This is a genomic window from Rahnella sp. ChDrAdgB13 (assembly GCF_017655185.1).
GTDB lineage: Bacteria > Pseudomonadota > Gammaproteobacteria > Enterobacterales > Enterobacteriaceae > Rahnella > Rahnella contaminans.
In genome coordinates this window covers 13,351-30,541 of sequence record NZ_JAEMGT010000091.1, presented here as the reverse complement: position 1 = coordinate 30,541, position 17,191 = coordinate 13,351, and the positions used below count along the sequence as shown (strand labels likewise).

The window sequence follows — 17,191 nt, the reverse complement described above, 5'->3', positions numbered from 1 at the left end:
TTATGAGGCGATGCTGCATTTTACCTGCGGCATCATTATCTGGAATAAAATCCTATTGGGATAGGCTCTAAATCACATACCAGCCCGCCGGCAATAATCGGCAGATCGATTTTCTCCGATACCCAGCCCAGCACTTTCGGCATGCAGCCCGGCAAGATTTCCACACAATCCGGGTTCGACTGCGCCACCTGTTTATCGATGTTGTGAAATGAAATCGAGTCGAGCAAAAACATCCGGTGAATACCAAAAAATCCCTGCGCTTTCGCGGCTTTGATCATCGAGGCTTTGGTGCTGATGATGCCATCTGCCGTGGTGACGATTTTCAGAAAATTAATCACGATCTCTTTATTGGACGTGCCGTCCAGCAGATCGACATGGATAAACGCGTATTTTTCAGCCTTTTTGATCCGCTGAACAATCGCGCCGATATTGCAGATATTCCCGTACAGCACTGAGATGATTTTGCAGTCCGACAGCAGGGCGGCGTTCAGGCTTTCAGTGTCTTTCACTGCGGCGATGACCGGGTGTTGATTCAATAATTGCAAAATAGACACAGGAGAAGCTCCGTTGAAATGTAATGTTATGCAACTGAAAACATAGCAGCTTTCCGTGTTTACAACCCCGCGCCACCTCCCAGAGTTTTACCCGAACCGAAATGTCACACCGCAACCGGCAGCCGGATAACGCCAGAGGGAAAACGCCTCGTCGGGGCAGACAATGCGGCAGGTGCCGCATTCAAGACAGCCGTTCGGATCAAAGGTGATTTCTCCGGCTTCGTTCCTTCGGTAAAGCCCGGCCGGGCAGGCATTCAGCAGGATCTTCAGCGCACTTTGCTGCGCGTTGCCAGCCACCACGATGTGGGCGGTATTTTCCGGCTGATAGTAATTTTTGGCGAGTTTGTCATTCAGGTTCACAGGCTACGCGCTCCTTTACGCAGGTCTTTCAGTAACTGCCACAACCCGGCACGGCGGGCATGACGCCAGAGTAAACGGCGAAGCGGCACGGACGGTTGTTCGCCGACGTGAAAAAGACTGTGCAGCAGATCAGCGGAAAGTTGCGGATAGCGGCTGAAAACCTGCGGCGAACGGAGTAAATCGGCGGGCAAATGGCGGTATTGCGTCATCAGCGGCCACAGCGCGCTGCGCTGCAAATGCTCGCGGTATAGGGAAAGTGAGGCGGCGCTGAAATCGCTGTTCCGGTGCGCATGAATCAGCGTTACGGCCGCAGCCTGCGCAGACATCATCGCCAGATCCATTCCGCGAACCGTGTGCCCGGCATTCAGACAAAAACCGGCGCAGTCACCGGCAACCAGCCAGCCATCGCCGGACAGCGGTGCCAGGGCATTCAGCCCGCCTTCGGGGATCATGTGCGCGCTGTATTCCATGACTTCAGCCTGTTTAAGTAACGGGCGCAGGGCGGGATGTTGTTTGAAGTTGTCGAGCATCTGCGGCAGGCTGCGCGCGCTATCGCTGAGCTGAGAAAGGTTGCAGACCACACCGAGCGAGAGGGTGTCTCGATGGGTATACAGAAAACCGCCACCGACTTTTCCGGCGGTCGGCTGCCCCGCAAACAGCCATGCGCAGCCCTGATCGCCTTCCAGCCCGAAACGTTCTTCCAGCTTTTCACGCGGCAGCGCGAGCACCTCTTTCACGCCCGTAGCCATGTTTTCCGCAGAGGGTTTTGGCGAGGCGAGACACCGTTGCGCCAGAAGCGAATTCGCACCTTCCGCCAGAATAACGGCGCGCGCAGTCAGCAGGTCATCGCCGATTCTGACGCCGGTCACGCGGTTGCCTTGCTTCATCAACCCTTCGACCTGCGTATCCGTAATGCACTGCGCACCGGCGAGCTGCGCCTGTTCCATCAGCCAGGGATCAAACCGCGCACGCAATACGGTCCATGAGCATGCGGCGTCAGCAGTCTGCCGGTGATCCAACGTTGTCATGCTGTCGCCTGTCAGCATTGAGAGCCTTTCCTGCGTTACGCGGCGTTCAAGCGGGGCGCTTTGCGCGAAATCGGGCAGGATTTGTGAAAGGGTATGTGTATAAATGCGCCCGCCGGAACTGTTTTTGCTTCCCGCCTGTGCGCCTCTTTCCAGCAAAATAACGCTAAGGCCCGCGCGGGCTAACAGCAATGCACTGGTGCAACCGGCTATTCCGCCGCCGACGATGATGACGTCGCAATCATTTTCCTGCATCTTCTTCAATCCGTTGAAAAGTGAGGAAACCAGAATAACAATCCGGCAGTTCCCGTCATTGATTTTGAGCAGGACTGGCGTTGTCGTATATTATCTGCTGCATTCGCCATGACAGATAAGTGAAACTCCATGAACAATTTCCAGCTTGAAAAGCTGATTAACCAGAAACTGGATATCAGCAACTACAAAGATTATGCGCCGAACGGTTTGCAGGTCGAAGGCCGCAGCAATGTGCAGCGCATCGTGACCGGCGTGACGGCTTCTCAGGATCTGCTGGATGCCGCCATCGCTGTTGAAGCCGATGCGATTCTGGTTCACCACGGTTATTTCTGGAAAGACGAACCGGTTGAAATTCGCGGCATGAAACGCAACCGTCTTAAAACGTTGCTGGCGACTGACACCAATATGTACGCCTATCATTTGCCGCTCGACGGTCACGCGGAGCTGGGCAATAACGCGCAGCTGGCGAAACTGTTTGGCATTACCGTACAGGGTGAAATCGCGTTGCTGCTGCCGTATGGCGAGCTCGATACGCCGCTTAGCGGCAACGAATTCCGTCAGCGCATCGAAAGAATTCTGGATCGCAGCGTTCTGCACAGTGCGCAAAATGCACCGGCGGAAATCCGTCGTGTGGCGTGGTGTTCAGGCGGTGGTCAGGGCTATATTCAGAAAGCGGCAGAATTTGGCGTGGATGCGTTTATCAGCGGTGAGGTTTCTGAGCAAACCATTCACATCGCACGCGAGATGGGGCTGCATTTCTTCGCTGCTGGCCATCACGCCACAGAACGTTACGGCGTGAAAGCGCTGGGCGAATGGCTGCAAAATGAGCACGGGTTAGATGTGATGTTTATCGACATCGATAACCCGGCTTAATTTTTCTTTTCGGTTGTTTCTTCGGCAATACTATTTTCTGAAACGCTGTCTTCCAGCAGCGTAAATGCCCGCTGTAATCCGGTATCCACTTCAGGGTCTGCACCCTGCGGTGGATATTTGCTTTCCTCTTCTTCCTCGACGGGCTCTTCGTCTGTCTCTCCGATAACCGGTTCAACCACGTTTTCGGGGGCGGGCATGGTGTCCTGAATCATCTGTTCATCAAAGGCCGGATTCAGCGCCGGTGACAGCGGTGAACTGCTCAGGCTGTCCGGCATAGCGATGTGCGGAACGGGTGCATCGACCGCCATTTGCGTTTCTTCTTCTTTCTTGGATGTACGGCTTAACGCCACAATGCCAGCGCCGCACAGCGCGAAAAAGGCATACAGAATATTGCCGCCCAGCGGCTGGATCAGCGCGCCAACGGCTAACGGCCCGATACAGGCACCGACGCCAAATGCCATCAGCAAACAGGCGGAAAGCGAAACGCGCCGCTCCGGCTCAATCATGTCATTCGCCAGCGCGACCACCAGCGGATAGAGCGTGAACTGCATCAGGCTGACGATAAAACCGATGCCGAGCAGCAGCGGGAAAGAGATATGGCTGAACAGCGCCAGGGGCAGCGCCGTCAGCGCCAGCAAAATGGCGTTAATCCGCATCAGCATGTTGCGGTTATAGCGGTCAGACAGCCAGCTCAGCGGGAACTGGGCCAGCAGCCCGGCGAAAATCGCCAGAGCCATAAACAGACCGGTTTGCTGCGTAGTGAGCGATTGCTGACTGGTGTAAATCGGTGCCATACCGTAGAACGAACCGACCACCATGCCGATGACCAGCGTGATCGCCAGTACTTTGGGAATGGCACGGATGAAGAATTTCAGCTCCATCGGCGCGGGAGACATATGGCCGACGTTGGTGCGCGTGGTTAATGCAATCGGCACCAGACACAGCGCAAAACACAGCGCGATAACGATCAGTGTGCTGACGCCTAAATCGCTGTTGAGCATCAGAACGACCTGACCGAGCGACATCCCGAGATACGACGCCACCATATAAAAGCCGAAGACCACGCCGCGCTGGTTCGCTTCGGCCTGATCGTTGAGCCAGCTTTCCAGCACCATATATTGCACCATCATGCACAGACCGATGATCAGGCGCAGCACCACCCAGATCGGGATAATGTCGGTCAGGCCGTGACCGAGTACGGCGGCGGTGATAATCCCGGAACAGGATACGTAGGCGCGGATGTGCCCGACGCGGGCGATCAGGATATGGCCGACTTTGCCGCCAATCACCAGCCCGATGTAGTTCGCCGCAATGATGGCACCGATCATCGCGCCGCTGACGTTAATCGCCGACAGGCGCAGGGAAATGTAGGTAGTGAGCAGGCCGGAACCCAACAGCATCAGTAATGTGGTGGTGTAGAGCGGAAAAAATAAGGCCAGTGGCTTTTTCACGACGTCTCCCTTTCATTTGTGGCGAAAGCGTTATCCAAACGCTAAAAAAAACAGCAACATTTCTGAGAGTAGCAGTTGAAGGCGGCGGGGGAAACCCTGAAGCCGGGAAAGCACGGGCGGACAGGTTGACATGTCCGGTCAGTTTCACGCATAACAGAGAGTAAGTTTCGGTTCATTGAGTTGCTGAATAACCTGATGATCCACAACCTTTCTTTAAGGAGTGCCTGAGTGCAACGAGCACGATGTTATCTGCTGGGTGAACGCGCAGTAGTGCTGGAACTGGAACCGCCGGTGTCGCTGGCAAGCCAGCAACGGATCTGGGGGCTGACCCAGCGTTTGCAGGATCGTGCTGCCTATCCCGGCGTACGTGAAGTCATTCCTGGCATGAATAATTTGACCGTTCTTCTGACCGATGCCCAGAGTTCTGCGCTGGACGCGATTGAGCGCCTGCAAACCTGGTGGGAAGAGAGCGAGGCCATCGTGCCTGAATCGCGTTTAATTGAGATCCCTGTGATTTACGGCGGCGGGCACGGGCCGGATCTCGGGAATGTCGCGCGCCACACCGGTATGTCTGAGAGCGACGTTGTGGCACTGCATTCCGGCATTGATTACACCGTCTATTTTTTGGGTTTCCAGCCCGGGTTCCCGTATCTGGGCGGTATGTCCGAGAAACTCGCCACACCACGCCACGGCGAACCGCGTCTTTCTGTACCCGCAGGCTCGGTCGGGATCGGCGGCAGCCAGACCGGCATTTATCCGCTCGCTACGCCGGGTGGCTGGCAGCTGATCGGGCAAACGCCGCTGGTGATGTTTGATCCGCTGCGTGAAATTCCGACATTGCTCCTGCCGGGTGACAGCGTACGGTTCGTGCCACAAAAGGAGGGCGTATGTTGAAGGTTTTACGCGCAGGGATGTTTACCACCGTTCAGGATTTGGGGCGCAATGGTTATCGCAGGCAGGGCGTCAGCCAGTCCGGTGCGCTGGATACACCGGCGTTGCGGATTGCCAATCTGCTGGTCGGCAATGACGAAAATGCCGCCGGTCTGGAAATCACGCTGGGCCAGTTCAGCGCGGAGTTTCACCGCGAAGGGTGGATTGCGCTGACCGGCGCAGGTTGCCATGCGCAGCTCGACGGCAAAGAAATCTGGACCGGCTGGAACTATCCGGTGAAGCCGGGTCAGATTCTGACCATGAAAATGCCCGCGCGCGGGATGCGCAGCTATCTGGCGATTTCCGGTGGCATTGATGTGCCGGAAATCATGGGGTCACGCAGTACGGATCTGAAAGCCAGATTTGGTGGTTTTGAGGGGCGTCAGTTGCAGGACGGCGATCAGCTGCCCACCGGTGACTCATACCGGCAGCCGAAGCATTCCGGCGGCATTAAACAACTGCTGTTCGGCAACCGCATTCGTGCCTTGCCGGGGCCGGAATATCAGGAGTTCAGCGCTAAGTCGCGCGAAGAGTTCTGGCGCGCCGCCTGGCAGCTCAGCCCGCAAAGTAACCGCATGGGATATCGTCTTCACGGGCATGTGCTGAAACGCGAAACCGACCGCGAGCTGCTTTCCCACGGGCTGCTTCCCGGCGTGGTGCAGGTTCCGCACGGTGGTCAGCCGATTGTGCTGATGGCCGATGCGCAGACCACCGGGGGTTATCCGCGCATTGCCTGTGTAATCGAAGCCGATTTGTACAATCTGGCGCAAATCCGCCTTGGCGAGCCAATTCACTTTGTAAAATGCACGCCGGAAGAAGCGCAGAAAGCGCTGCGTGAACAGACATTATTTATTGAACAGGTGAAACGGGGGCTGCATGGTCGTTGATCTGAATGCCGATCTGGGTGAAGGCTGCGCCAACGACGAGGCGCTTTTACAGCTCGTCAGTTCGGCGAATATCGCCTGCGGTTTTCATGCCGGGGACGCGCAGACCATGCAGCAGTCCGTGCGCTGGGCGCTGAAATACGGCGTGGCGATTGGCGCGCATCCGAGCTTTCCGGATCGCGAGAACTTTGGCCGGACGGCCATGCAACTTCCGCCGGAAACTGTGTATGCGCAGGTGGTGTATCAGCTCGGCGCACTCGCTGCGATCACCCGCGCCGAAGGCGGCAAAATGGTGCATGTAAAACCGCACGGCATGTTGTACAACCAGGCGGCAAGCGACGCGCTGCTGGCGGATGCCATTGCCCGCGCAGTGTATGACGTTGACCCGACCCTTCGTTTAGTCGGGCTGGCGGGAAGCGAACTTATCCGGGCCGGCGAACGCCTCGGGCTGCAAACGCGGCAGGAAGTGTTTGCCGACCGGCGTTATCAGAGTAACGGCACGCTGGTGCCGCGCAGCCAGCCGGATGCGATGATTGAGAGCGATGAACTGGCGCTGGATCAGACGCTGGCGATGGTGCGGGAACAGAAAGTACTCAGCCGCGAAGGCGTCTGGGTGCCGGTCAGCGCCGATACTGTCTGCCTTCATGGCGACGGTGAGCATGCACTGACCTTTGCGCGCCGTCTGCGCGAAGCGTTTGGTGAGCGGGATATTCAGGTCAGCGCAGGCTGACTTCAGCAAAATCAGGGGAATACCTATGCGTAAAGTCTTAGTCACCGGTATTGAGCCGTTTGATGGTGAAAAAATTAATCCGTCCTGGGAAGTGGTGAAGCAGTTGGGCGATCTGGAGCTGTCCGGGGCGAAAATTGTGGTTCGCCAGTTGCCGTGCGTGTTTGGCAAAGCTATCGACGCGCTGAATGTCGCTATTGATGAAGTGCAGCCTGAAATGGTGATTTGCGTCGGGCAGGCGGGCGGTCGCAGTGATTTCAGCATCGAACGCGTGGCGATAAACATCAACGATGCGCGTATCCCTGATAACGATAACAATCAGCCGGTGGATGAGACGATTGTCGCCGACGGCCCAGCCGCGTATTTCTCCACCTTGCCGATCAAAACCATTGTGAACGGGTTACGCGAATCCGGTATTCCGGCTTCTGTCTCGCAAACGGCAGGCACCTATGTGTGTAATCACATTATGTATGGCCTGCTGCATCGTCTTGCCCAGCCGTCGTGCAAAGTGGTGAAGGGCGGTTTTATCCATATTCCTTATCTGCCGGAGCAGGCGGCGAAGCATCCGGGCGCGCCGAGTATGTCAGTTCACACTGTGCTGAATGCGCTTGAGCTGACAATTGCTATCGCGCTGCATACTGAGCAGGATTTGAAAATTGCCGAGGGTGCGACTCACTGATGCCTGAAGGTCCTGAAATCCGCCGCGCTGCCGATTTGCTGGCAGCTGCGGTGGTGAACAAGCCGCTCACGGATGTCTGGTTTGCTTTCCCTAATCTGAAGCCTTACCAGTCCGCATTACGTGGTACCAAAATTACGGCGATTGAAACCCGCGGAAAAGCGTTGCTGACGCACTTTTCCAATGGCCTGACGCTCTACAGCCACAACCAGCTTTATGGCGTCTGGCGGGTTATTCAGGCCGGTGAAACCCCGAAGGAAACCAAGCGTTCGCTGCGGGTAAAACTCGAAACCACGGATGCGGCGATCTTGCTGTACAGCGCGTCTGAGATCGGGCTTTACGATACGGCGGAAATTGAAAATCATCCGTTCCTGCAACGTATCGGGCCGGACGTGCTGGATGAAACCCTGACCGTCGCTCAGGTTCGTGAGCGGTTACTTTCGCCGAAATTCCGCAACCGTCAGCTCGGCGGGATGTTGCTTGATCAGGCATTTCTGGCCGGATTAGGAAATTATCTGCGGGCGGAAATTCTGTGGCTGGCAAAATTGCTGCCCGACCATAAACCGAATGAACTGAATGACGCAGAGCTGGATGCACTGGCAGATGCCTGTTTGTCCGTCGCGCGTTTGTCCTACGCCACGCGCGGTACAATGGATGAAAATGTGCATCACGGTGCGCTGTTTCGTTTTAAAGTTTTCGGGCGGACGGGGAAACCCTGCGAGCGCTGTGGCGATCCGATAGCGAAATCCAGCGTGTCATCACGGCCATTTTTCTGGTGCCCGGTTTGTCAGGTGTGATGAAAACGTTGAAATGAAAAAGGCTCCCGCGGGAGCCTTTAAAGTCTGAGTAATCAGAACTTATTTTTTCAGCTGAGAATGGAAATCGCGTTTGTCGTAGCCGGTGTAAAGCTGACGAGGACGGGCGATTTTGATGCCGTCCTGGTGCATTTCGCTCCAGTGAGCAATCCAGCCAACGGTACGCGCCATCGCGAAGATCACGGTAAACATGGACGACGGAATGCCCATGGCTTTCAGGATGATGCCTGAATAGAAATCGACGTTCGGATACAGTTTTTTCTCGATGAAGTACGGGTCGTTCAGCGCGATATGTTCCAGCTCCATCGCTACTTCCAGCAGGTTGTCTTTCAGATCCAGCTCTTTCAGCACTTCATGACAGGTTTCACGCATTACAGTGGCGCGCGGGTCGTAGTTTTTGTAAACACGGTGACCGAAGCCCATCAGGCGGAAAGAATCATTTTTGTCTTTCGCACGTTTTACGAATTCCGGGATGTGATCCACGCTGCTGATTTCTTCCAGCATTTTCAACGCGGCTTCGTTAGCGCCGCCGTGCGCAGGTCCCCACAGGGAAGCGATACCGGCTGCGATACAGGCGAACGGGTTAGCGCCAGAAGAACCGGCGGTACGCACGGTAGATGTCGACGCGTTCTGCTCGTGGTCAGCGTGCAGGATCAAAATACGATCCATCGCGCGTTCCAGAATCGGGTTCACTTTATATTCTTCACACGGCGTGGAGAACATCATGTGCAGGAAGTTACCGGCATAAGACAGGTCGTTGCGCGGATACACAAACGGCTGGCCGATAGAATATTTGTAACACATCGCGGCGACGGTCGGCATTTTGGACAGCAGACGGTAAGCGGCGATTTCGCGGTGACGTTCGTTTTCGACATCAATGGAGTCGTGATAAAACGCCGCCAGTGCGCCGGTCACGCCGCACAGTACGGCCATCGGGTGAGAGTCACGACGGAAACCGTGGAACAGGCGGGTGATCTGCTCGTGAACCATAGTGTGACGGGTCACATTAGTTTTAAATTCTTCGAACTGCTCCGGGGTTGGCGCTTCGCCGTTCAGCAGCAGGTAGCTGACTTCCAGGAAGGTTGACTCTTGCGCAAGCTGGTCAATCGGGAAGCCGCGGTGTAACAGAATACCTTCGTCACCGTCGATATAGGTGATTTTGGATTCGCAGGATGCAGTAGAGGTGAAACCGGGGTCATAGGTAAAAAGACCTTTTGAACCGAGGGTACGGATATCAATTTCATCCTGACCCAACGAGCCGGTGAGCACGCTCAGTTCAATCGGGTCGTGACCTTGTAGGGTAAGTGTCGCTTTCTTATCAGCCATTTACAGTCTCCTTAGCGCCTTATTTTTAAAAATCAGTAACAACAGAAATGCCTGGAAGCGACGCCTTGAAAGGTCATTATTATTGTCAGCCTTAACTCTGCGATCGGATGGGGAGGGAACGTAGAGCTGAGTCGAATTGCAGTCTCAGACTGCTCTGTGACCAACAAGCGGCGTTTCATCGTTGTTAACGATTCGGTAAATCATTACTGTTCTGTCGCTCAGTACCTGTGAAGAGTATGAGGATTTACACAATCCCCACTTTTGCATAACTTGGGGCTACAGGGAAGACCCTGCATCACGATTGTGTGATCCACTGATTCTTCAGAGACTTTCACCTTTTTGGTGCGGTTGGTGTCAGCCGGTATGTGCTCAGTATCACAGTCCTATAGGGATAGCTCATATGTAATGGAAATGTTGATCAAATGTCAAACTAGATAATTTATTTTGTGCCTTTTATGGAAAATGAGAGCTAACTCACTGTTTAAAAGAAATGTGAATAAAGCATTTGTAGGGCAATTGTAATAAGAATGTGATCAACCTATACTCCTACAAGGTCTCCGGGCAATCCGAAGTAGGAGCACCCAGCATCATTTTCCTGGCCTTTACGTTACGGCTTTGAAAATTGACTATCGCGCCGTTTAAGCACATCGGATGTCGTTGTTTGAGCGCGGGAGAAGTTGAGCTTTTAGCTCTGATATATCCAGGTCATTTGCGTTGCGGGAAGGCGGCAAGCGAACGAGTCCCTATGAGCTGACTCCAGTCAGTGATTAGGGTGAGTAAACGCAGCCAACGCACCAGCGGCGCAAAGAACGAAGGATAGATGCTGTCTGACATACTGCTCCGGGCCGGAGGAAGTAAAATAATAAGAGCTGTGTGGGCAAAACCGTGAAAAAACAAAGACCTGTCAATCTGGATCTGCAAACGATCCGGTTTCCCGTTACTGCGATAGCGTCCATTTTACACCGAGTCTCTGGCGTAATAACCTTCGTCGCCGTCGGTATCCTCCTCTGGCTGTTAGGTTTGTCTCTCTCTTCTCCTGAAGGGTTTGCACAGGCTGCGGCCATCATGAATAGCTTCTTCGTCAAATTCATCTTTTGGGGAATACTCACTGCGCTGGCCTATCACGTTTGCGGTGGCGTCCGCCACTTGCTGATGGATTTTGGCTATATCGAAGAGAGTTTGGCTGCCGGTACCCGTTCTGCCCAGGTGGCAATCGGTCTGACCGTCGTGCTGTCAATTCTGGCTGGAGTCCTCGTATGGTAAGCAACGTTTCTGCATTGGGACGCAATGGTGTGCACGACTGGCTGTTACTGCGTGCTTCCGCGATCATCCTCACCTTGTACATCCTTTATATTCTGGGCTTTGTGGTTCTGGCTCAGGAACTGACTTTTGATGTCTGGCATGGCTTCTTCTCTTCCTCCATCACGAAAGTATTCACACTGCTGGCATTGCTGTCGATTTTGATTCATGCGTGGATCGGCATGTGGCAGGTGTTAACGGACTATGTCAAACCGCTGGCTGTCCGACTGGTGCTGCAACTGGCCATCGTCGTCACGTTAGTGGTTTACCTACTTTACGGAACAATTGTTGTTTGGGGAGCGTAGTAAATGAATCTGCCAGTCAGAGAGTTTGATGCTGTCGTTATCGGTGCAGGTGGCGCCGGTATGCGTGCCGCGTTACAGATTTCACAACAGGGCCTGTCCTGCGCCCTGATTTCCAAAGTCTTCCCGACCCGCTCCCATACGGTGTCTGCTCAGGGCGGTATTACCGTTGCGCTGGGTAACACGCATGAGGATGACTGGGAATGGCATATGTACGACACCGTAAAAGGTTCCGACTACATCGGTGATCAGGACGCCATTGAATATATGTGTAAAACCGGGCCGGAAGCGATTCTGGAACTCGAACACATGGGATTGCCTTTCTCCCGTCTTGATGATGGCCGTATTTATCAGCGTCCGTTTGGCGGCCAGTCGAAGAACTTCGGCGGCGAGCAGGCGGCACGTACCGCGGCAGCAGCCGACCGTACCGGTCACGCCTTGCTGCACACGCTGTATCAGCAAAACCTGAAAAACCACACCACGATTTTCTCCGAATGGTATTCACTGGATTTAGTGAAAAACCAGGACGGCGCGATCGTCGGGTGTACCGCAATTTGTATCGAAACCGGTGAAGTTGTTTACTTCAAAGCCAAAGCGACCGTGCTGGCAACCGGCGGTGCAGGCCGTATTTATCAGTCCACCACCAATGCGCACATTAATACCGGCGACGGCGTGGGCATGGCATTGCGTGCAGGTGTGCCGGTGCAGGATATGGAAATGTGGCAGTTCCACCCGACCGGCATTGCCGGTGCCGGCGTTCTGGTAACAGAAGGCTGCCGTGGTGAAGGTGGTTATCTGCTCAATAAAGATGGCGAACGTTTCATGGAACGTTATGCGCCGAATGCCAAAGACCTGGCGGGTCGTGATGTGGTGGCGCGTTCCATCATGATCGAAATCCGTGAAGGCCGTGGCTGCGAAGGTCCGTGGGGCCCGCACGCCAAACTGAAACTCGATCATCTGGGTAAAGACGTTCTGGAATCCCGTCTGCCGGGTATTCTGGAATTGTCGCGTACCTTTGCGCACGTCGATCCGGTTAAAGAGCCGATCCCTGTTATCCCAACTTGCCACTATATGATGGGCGGCATTCCGACCAAAGTGACCGGTCAGGCGCTGCGTGTGAACGCACAGGGTCAGGATGAAGTGATCCCCGGCCTGTTCGCGGTCGGCGAAATTGCCTGCGTTTCCGTTCACGGTGCCAACCGTCTCGGCGGTAACTCACTGCTCGATCTGGTGGTCTTTGGCCGTGCAGCCGGTATGCACTTGCAGGAATCCATTCAGGAGCAGGGCGCAAGCCGCGATGCGTCTCAGGACGATATCGATGTGTCTCTGGAGCGTCTGAACCGCTGGAACAACACCCGTTCGGGTGAAGATCCGGTGGCTATCCGTAAAGACCTGCAATCGTGCATGCAGAATAACTTCTCGGTCTTCCGCGAAGGGGATGCGATGGCGAAAGGTCTGGAAGAGCTGAAAGTAATCCGTGAACGCCTGAAAAGCGCGCGTCTGGATGATACCTCCTCAGAATTCAACACCCAGCGCGTGGAGTGTCTGGAGCTGGATAACCTGATGGAAACTGCGTTCTCAACGGCTGTCTCCGCAAACTACCGTACAGAAAGCCGTGGCGCTCACAGCCGCTTCGACTTCCCTGAACGTGATGATGCGAACTGGCTGTGCCATACGCTGTATCAGCCGGAAACAGAAAGCATGACCCGCCGTGAGGTGAACATGCAGCCTAAGCTTCGCGCGGCGTTCCCGCCGAAAGCGCGTACTTACTAGGGCGGAGCGGAAACAGATTATGAAAATTGAATTTTCGATTTATCGCTACAACCCGGACGTCGATGATGTTCCGTACATGAAGGATTACGTGCTGGAAGCCAAAGAAGGGCGCGATATGATGTTGCTCGACGCGCTGATTTTGCTGAAAGAACAGGATCCGACGCTGGCTTTCCGCCGCTCATGCCGTGAAGGTGTTTGCGGGTCTGACGGCGTGAACATGAACGGTAAAAACGGTCTGGCGTGTATCACGCCGGTTTCGACGCTGCGTAATGGCAACAAGAAAATTGTTATCCGTCCGTTGCCTGGGTTGCCTGTTGTGCGTGACCTTGTTGTGGACATGGGACAATTCTATAAGCAGTATGAGAAGATTAAGCCTTACCTGTTGAATGATGGGAAAAATCCTCCGGCGCGTGAGCATTTGCAGATGCCGGATGACCGTGAAAAGCTCGACGGATTATACGAATGTATTCTCTGCGCCTGCTGCTCAACCTCCTGTCCTTCGTTCTGGTGGAATCCGGACAAATTTGTCGGTCCGGCTGGCCTTCTGGCCGCTTACCGTTTCCTCATCGACAGCCGCGATACCGAAACGCAACCGCGCCTCGACGATCTGAACGATGCTTTCAGCGTATTCCGCTGCCACAGCATCATGAACTGTGTGAGTGTGTGCCCTAAAGGTTTGAACCCGACGAAAGCGATCGGCCATATCAAATCGATGCTGCTACAGCGGGGCGCCTGAGTTCATAAGGTGATGCCATCAGCGGGAACTCAGGTTCCCGCTGTTATTTACCCGCTTTTGGTTTCGCTTTCTTTAGTTACAAATGCCGTAACTGAGGCTTTGATAGCAAATAAGTAATTTTTTAATAACAAAGTAGCAACAAGTGCAACAAAGTTGCGCCTGACAGGAGTAAGATAGCCGGGTAAAAATCAGGGGGATGGAAAAAAGGGATAAAGAAGCAGGGCAACTTCAAAAATCAGTCACGCATCTGGCGGATTTCTGAAGGTTCCTTGAAGAGCCAAACGCTCAACCAACGAACTGTTTTAGTATGGAAAACCGTTTTACCGCGGTGTATCACGGTCAATATTATTAACCACGGCGAAAACTAAAGCTTCAAAGCTTAAGGGATCACGATGCAGAACGGCGCAATGAAGGCCTGGCTGGATTCCTCCTATCTGGCGGGTGCGAACCAGTCTTACATAGAACAACTCTATGAAGACTACTTAACCGATCCTGGTTCCGTTGACGATAGCTGGCGTTCGATTTTTAAACAGCTACCAACAGTGGGTGTGAAACCAGAGCAACTCCATTCTCAAACTCGCGACTACTTCCGCCGCCTGGCGAAAGATGCGTCACGTTACAATTCCTCCATCAGCGATCCTGAAACGGATGCCAAGCAAGTTAAGGTGTTGCAGTTAATCAATGCCTTCCGCTTCCGTGGTCATCAGAACGCGAACCTTGATCCCCTCGGCCTGTGGAAACTGGACGATGTACCGGATCTGGATCCTGCGTTCCATCATCTGACTGAAGCTGATTTCCAGGAAACCTTCAACGTCGGTTCTTTTGCCATTGGCAAGGAAACCATGCAGCTCGGCGAGCTGTATAAAGCCCTGAAGCAAACCTATTGCGGTTCCATTGGTGTGGAATACATGCACATCACCAACACCGAAGAGAAACGCTGGATCCAACAGCGCGTCGAATCCGTGGCCGGTCGTGCGAAATTCACCAATGACGAGAAGAAAACGTTCCTGAAAGAACTGACCGCAGCAGAAGGTCTGGAGCGTTATCTGGGCGCGAAATTCCCCGGTGCAAAACGCTTCTCTCTTGAAGGTGGCGATGCGCTGGTTCCGATGCTGAAAGACATGATCCGTCATGCAGGCAAAAACGGAACGCGTGAAGTGGTGCTGGGTATGGCGCACCGTGGCCGTCTGAACGTGCTGATCAACGTACTGGGGAAAAAACCTCAGGACTTGTTTGACGAATTCTCCGGCAAACATAAAGAACATCTGGGCACCGGTGACGTGAAATACCACATGGGCTATTCGTCCGATGTGGAAACCGAAGGCGGAATGGTTCACCTGGCGCTGGCGTTTAACCCGTCGCACCTGGAAATCGTGAGCCCGGTGGTGATCGGTTCTGTTCGTGCCCGTCGTGATCGTCTGGACGAAGCACGCAGCAATATGGTTCTGCCAATCACTATTCACGGTGATGCGGCGATTACCGGTCAGGGTGTGGTTCAGGAAACCCTGAACATGTCGCTGGCACGCGGTTATGAAGTGGGCGGTACCGTGCGTATCGTCATCAATAACCAGGTGGGCTTCACCACCTCGAATCCGAAAGATGCGCGTTCCACCGATTACTGTACTGATATCGCGAAAATGGTGCAGGCGCCGATTTTCCACGTCAATGCCGATGACCCTGAAGCGGTGGCTTTCGTGACCCGCCTGGCATTGGATTTCCGTAACACCTTTAAACGTGACGTCATGATCGATCTGGTTTGCTACCGTCGCCACGGCCATAACGAGGCCGACGAACCGAGCGCAACCCAGCCACTGATGTATAACAAGATCAAGAAGCACCCGACGCCGCGTAAAATTTATGCTGACATTCTGACCGAGCAAAACGTGGCCAGTCTCGAAGATGCCACGGAAATGGTCAATTTGTATCGTGATGCGCTGGATGCGGGAGAGTGTGTGGTGGAGGAGTGGCGTCAGAATGACATGCACACGTTCACCTGGTCACCGTATCTGAACCACGAGTGGGATGAAGCTTACCCAAACAAGGTTGAGCTGAAACGCCTGCAGGAACTGGCGCGCCGCGTCAGCCATGTGCCGGATGCTATCGAAATGCAGTCACGCGTTGCCAAGATTTACGGCGACCGTAACGAGATGGCCGAAGGTAATAAGAAATTCGACTGGGGCGGCGCGGAAAATCTGGCGTACGCTACGCTGGTTGATGAAGGCATTCCAATCCGTCTGTCGGGTGAAGATACCGGTCGCGGCACCTTCTTCCACCGTCATGCTGTGATCCACAATCAGAAAAATGGTTCCGTATACGTGCCGCTGGCTAATATCCATAACAGCCAGGGCGAGTTCAACGTATGGGATTCCGTTCTTTCCGAAGAAGCGGTGCTGGCGTTTGAATACGGTTATGCCACGGCTGAGCCGCGTACGCTGACCATCTGGGAAGCGCAGTTCGGCGATTTCGCCAACGGTGCGCAGGTGGTTATCGACCAGTTCATCAGCTCCGGCGAACAGAAATGGGGCCGCATGTGTGGTCTGGTGATGTTGCTGCCGCACGGTTACGAAGGGCAGGGGCCGGAGCACTCCTCCGCGCGTCTGGAACGCTATCTGCAACTTTGCGCTGAGCAAAACATGCAGGTTTGTATCCCGTCGACCCCGGCGCAGGTTTACCACATGATCCGTCGTCAGGCGTTGCGCGGTATGCGCCGTCCTCTGATCGTCATGTCGCCGAAGTCTCTGTTGCGTCATCCTCTGGCGGTTTCTACGCTCGATGAACTGGCCAACGGCAGCTTCCTGCCAGCGATTGGTGAAGTAGACGAACTGGATCCAAAACAGGTTAAGCGCGTGGTGATGTGCTCAGGCAAGGTGTACTACGACCTGCTGGAACAGCGTCGCAAAAACGAGCAAACCGACGTGGCGATTGTCCGCATCGAGCAGCTGTACCCGTTCCCGCACAAAGCGATTCAGGAAGTGCTTGAGAAATTCTCACACGTTCATGATTTCGTCTGGTGTCAGGAAGAGCCGCTGAACCAGGGCGCGTGGTATTGCAGCCAGCACAACTTCCGTGAAGTGATTCCTTTCGGGGCTTCTTTACGTTACGCAGGACGTCCGGCCTCTGCTTCTCCGGCAGTGGGTTACATGTCCGTTCACCAGAAGCAACAGCAAGATCTGGTTAACGATGCGCTGAACGTTAAATAACGCGT

General features: G+C 54.3%; 16 protein-coding genes and 1 pseudogene. 11 read left to right on the top strand and 6 right to left on the bottom strand.

The genetic code is table 11. From position 1 onward, the window contains the following. Positions 1–65: 65 nt before the first annotated feature. From J8X26_RS20930 to J8X26_RS20920, 3 genes and pseudogenes are all read right to left on the bottom strand, one after another. Positions 66–554, bottom strand: a pseudogene (locus tag J8X26_RS20930) (glycerol-3-phosphate responsive antiterminator); the annotation flags it as partial. A gap of 87 nt (positions 555–641) precedes the next feature. After that, the gene (locus J8X26_RS20925) at positions 642–914 is read right to left on the bottom strand and encodes a 4Fe-4S binding protein (RefSeq protein WP_208951842.1); all 273 of its coding nucleotides are present in this window, start codon (positions 912–914) and stop codon (positions 642–644) included. Continuing rightward, entirely contained in the window at positions 911–2,203 is a 1,293-nt protein-coding gene (locus J8X26_RS20920; RefSeq protein ID WP_374101296.1) for an FAD-dependent oxidoreductase, read from the bottom strand. The genes J8X26_RS20925 and J8X26_RS20920 overlap by 4 nt, the downstream gene beginning before the upstream one ends. Before the next feature lie 120 nt (positions 2,204–2,323). Between J8X26_RS20920 and J8X26_RS20915 the strand changes: the two genes are divergently transcribed. Next, a complete protein-coding gene (locus J8X26_RS20915; protein WP_152326482.1) occupies positions 2,324–3,067 on the top strand; it encodes a type 2 GTP cyclohydrolase I in 744 nt (247 codons plus the stop codon). Here J8X26_RS20915 and J8X26_RS20910 read toward each other — a convergent pair. Next, a complete protein-coding gene (locus J8X26_RS20910; RefSeq protein WP_208951840.1) occupies positions 3,064–4,518 on the bottom strand; it encodes an MFS transporter in 1,455 nt (484 codons plus the stop codon). The two genes, J8X26_RS20915 and J8X26_RS20910, sit on opposite strands and share 4 nt — an antisense overlap. Before the next feature lie 228 nt (positions 4,519–4,746). Here J8X26_RS20910 and pxpB point away from each other — a divergent pair, with 228 nt between their 5' ends. The 5 genes from pxpB to nei are packed head-to-tail and all read left to right on the top strand — an operon-like array spanning position 4,747 to position 8,532. Next, positions 4,747–5,412, top strand: a complete 666-nt coding sequence (pxpB, locus tag J8X26_RS20905; RefSeq protein WP_152326484.1) for a 5-oxoprolinase subunit PxpB — start codon at positions 4,747–4,749, stop codon at positions 5,410–5,412. Next, entirely contained in the window at positions 5,406–6,335 is a 930-nt protein-coding gene (gene pxpC / locus J8X26_RS20900; protein ID WP_152326485.1) for a 5-oxoprolinase subunit PxpC, read from the top strand. Before pxpB ends, pxpC begins: the two co-directional genes overlap by 7 nt. Beyond that, positions 6,325–7,062 carry a 5-oxoprolinase subunit PxpA gene (pxpA, locus tag J8X26_RS20895; protein WP_208951839.1) on the top strand — a complete coding sequence of 246 codons (738 nt, stop codon included), beginning with the start codon at positions 6,325–6,327 and terminating at the stop codon, positions 7,060–7,062. Before pxpC ends, pxpA begins: the two co-directional genes overlap by 11 nt. A gap of 25 nt (positions 7,063–7,087) precedes the next feature. Beyond that, positions 7,088–7,738, top strand: a complete 651-nt coding sequence (gene pcp, locus J8X26_RS20890) for a pyroglutamyl-peptidase I (protein ID WP_165059467.1) — start codon at positions 7,088–7,090, stop codon at positions 7,736–7,738. Continuing rightward, a complete protein-coding gene (nei, locus tag J8X26_RS20885) occupies positions 7,738–8,532 on the top strand; it encodes an endonuclease VIII (RefSeq protein WP_165059469.1) in 795 nt (264 codons plus the stop codon). Before pcp ends, nei begins: the two co-directional genes overlap by 1 nt. 60 nt (positions 8,533–8,592) lie before the next feature. Here the strand turns inward: nei and J8X26_RS20880 are convergent, their stop codons facing one another. Further along, positions 8,593–9,876, bottom strand: coding sequence for a citrate synthase (locus J8X26_RS20880; RefSeq protein ID WP_152326489.1), 1,284 nt, complete (start codon positions 9,874–9,876; stop codon positions 8,593–8,595). 705 nt (positions 9,877–10,581) lie between these two features. Further along, positions 10,582–10,710 carry a hypothetical protein gene (locus J8X26_RS27920; RefSeq protein ID WP_280118838.1) on the bottom strand — a complete coding sequence of 43 codons (129 nt, stop codon included), beginning with the start codon at positions 10,708–10,710 and terminating at the stop codon, positions 10,582–10,584. Between the two features lie 39 nt (positions 10,711–10,749). On the opposite strand from J8X26_RS27920, the gene sdhC reads away from it, so the two are divergent. From sdhC to sucA, 5 genes are all read left to right on the top strand, one after another. Next, the gene (gene sdhC, locus J8X26_RS20875; protein ID WP_104922897.1) at positions 10,750–11,139 is read left to right on the top strand and encodes a succinate dehydrogenase cytochrome b556 subunit; all 390 of its coding nucleotides are present in this window, start codon (positions 10,750–10,752) and stop codon (positions 11,137–11,139) included. Continuing rightward, complete coding sequence (gene sdhD, locus J8X26_RS20870; protein ID WP_152326490.1) at positions 11,133–11,480, top strand: succinate dehydrogenase membrane anchor subunit; 348 nt, start codon at positions 11,133–11,135, stop codon at positions 11,478–11,480. Before sdhC ends, sdhD begins: the two co-directional genes overlap by 7 nt. Positions 11,481–11,483: 3 nt before the next feature. Further along, entirely contained in the window at positions 11,484–13,250 is a 1,767-nt protein-coding gene (sdhA, locus tag J8X26_RS20865) for a succinate dehydrogenase flavoprotein subunit (RefSeq protein ID WP_152326491.1), read from the top strand. Positions 13,251–13,269: 19 nt separating this feature from the next. Beyond that, positions 13,270–13,986 (top strand): succinate dehydrogenase iron-sulfur subunit, encoded by a 717-nt coding sequence (locus tag J8X26_RS20860; RefSeq protein ID WP_152326492.1) that lies wholly within the window; start codon positions 13,270–13,272, stop codon positions 13,984–13,986. A gap of 392 nt (positions 13,987–14,378) precedes the next feature. Continuing rightward, complete coding sequence (gene sucA, locus J8X26_RS20855; protein WP_152326493.1) at positions 14,379–17,186, top strand: 2-oxoglutarate dehydrogenase E1 component; 2,808 nt, start codon at positions 14,379–14,381, stop codon at positions 17,184–17,186. Positions 17,187–17,191: the final 5 nt, after the last annotated feature.

Coding starts and splice junctions, on each gene's coding strand:
- J8X26_RS20915 (WP_152326482.1), top strand. CDS start 2,324: ATGAACAATTTCCAGCTTGAAAAGCTGATTAACCAGAAACTGGATATC.
- pxpC (WP_152326485.1), top strand. CDS start 5,406: ATGTTGAAGGTTTTACGCGCAGGGATGTTTACCACCGTTCAGGATTTG.
- pxpA (WP_208951839.1), top strand. CDS start 6,325: ATGGTCGTTGATCTGAATGCCGATCTGGGTGAAGGCTGCGCCAACGAC.
- pcp (WP_165059467.1), top strand. CDS start 7,088: ATGCGTAAAGTCTTAGTCACCGGTATTGAGCCGTTTGATGGTGAAAAA.
- nei (WP_165059469.1), top strand. CDS start 7,738: ATGCCTGAAGGTCCTGAAATCCGCCGCGCTGCCGATTTGCTGGCAGCT.
- J8X26_RS20880 (WP_152326489.1), bottom strand. CDS start 9,876: ATGGCTGATAAGAAAGCGACACTTACCCTACAAGGTCACGACCCGATT.
- J8X26_RS27920 (WP_280118838.1), bottom strand. CDS start 10,710: ATGTCAGACAGCATCTATCCTTCGTTCTTTGCGCCGCTGGTGCGTTGG.
- sdhD (WP_152326490.1), top strand. CDS start 11,133: ATGGTAAGCAACGTTTCTGCATTGGGACGCAATGGTGTGCACGACTGG.
- sdhA (WP_152326491.1), top strand. CDS start 11,484: ATGAATCTGCCAGTCAGAGAGTTTGATGCTGTCGTTATCGGTGCAGGT.
- J8X26_RS20860 (WP_152326492.1), top strand. CDS start 13,270: ATGAAAATTGAATTTTCGATTTATCGCTACAACCCGGACGTCGATGAT.
- sucA (WP_152326493.1), top strand. CDS start 14,379: ATGCAGAACGGCGCAATGAAGGCCTGGCTGGATTCCTCCTATCTGGCG.